This window comes from Mycobacterium simiae, assembly GCF_008370645.1.
GTDB classification, from domain to species: Bacteria; Actinomycetota; Actinomycetes; order Mycobacteriales; family Mycobacteriaceae; genus Mycobacterium; species Mycobacterium simiae_A.
This window is the reverse complement of record NZ_VTZN01000461.1, coordinates 1-710: the sequence shown is the minus strand read 5'-3', so window position 1 is coordinate 710 and position 710 is coordinate 1. Positions and strand designations below refer to the sequence as shown.

The 710-nt window shown below is 74.6% G+C and carries 1 pseudogene; it reads left to right on the top strand.

Annotation, left to right across the window (positions count from 1 at the left end):
• Positions 1 to 710: pseudogene (locus tag F0Q45_RS28350) on the top strand (PE family protein); the annotation flags it as partial.

Genomic DNA, 710 nt, shown 5'->3' with positions numbered 1-710 from the left:
CGGGGCTTAACGGCGGCATGGGGGGCGTCGGCGGTATCGGTGGCAACGCCGGTTTGATCGGCGATGGTGGGGCGGGTGGCCAGGGTGGCGTCGGTGCGGCCGGGGCAAACGCGGTCAACCCCGCGCCCGGACCCGCGGCCGATCCGGGGGTAACGCCGCCTAACGTATCTGGGCCGGGTCAGCAAACGGGCGCGCCTGGTGGCACCGGCTTCTCCGGTACGGCAGCAACGCCTACTGGTGGTTCCGGCGGCAACGGCGCCAGCGCCACAAGCAACTCTGACTTCGTCGGGAAGGCCTTCGGCGGCGCCGGCGGAGACGCGGGGATCGCAGCTGCTGGCGGGGCTGGTGGCAACGGCGGCAACGGCGGCAACGCCACAATCCAAGGTGGCGACGGCAACGTCTTAGCCAGGGGCGGCCAGGGTGGTGCCGGCAGCAACGGCGTCGCACCCGGCAGCGCCGGCGGCAACGGCGGCACCGGCGGAGCGGCAACCCTGCTTGGCGGCAAATTCCCGATTGGTTTTGCCCAGAGCGGCGCCGGCGGTAACGGCGGCGACGGGGCTAGCAGTGCGTTGTCCGGCGGTGCCGGGAGCACCGGCGGGACCGGCGGCGCTGGCGGCGCCGGCGGCCTGCTGTACGGCAATGGCGGTGCTGGTGGCGCCGGAGGTGTGGGTGGCACCGGCGGCGCGGGCGCTCCGGGCGGGGCTGGCGGC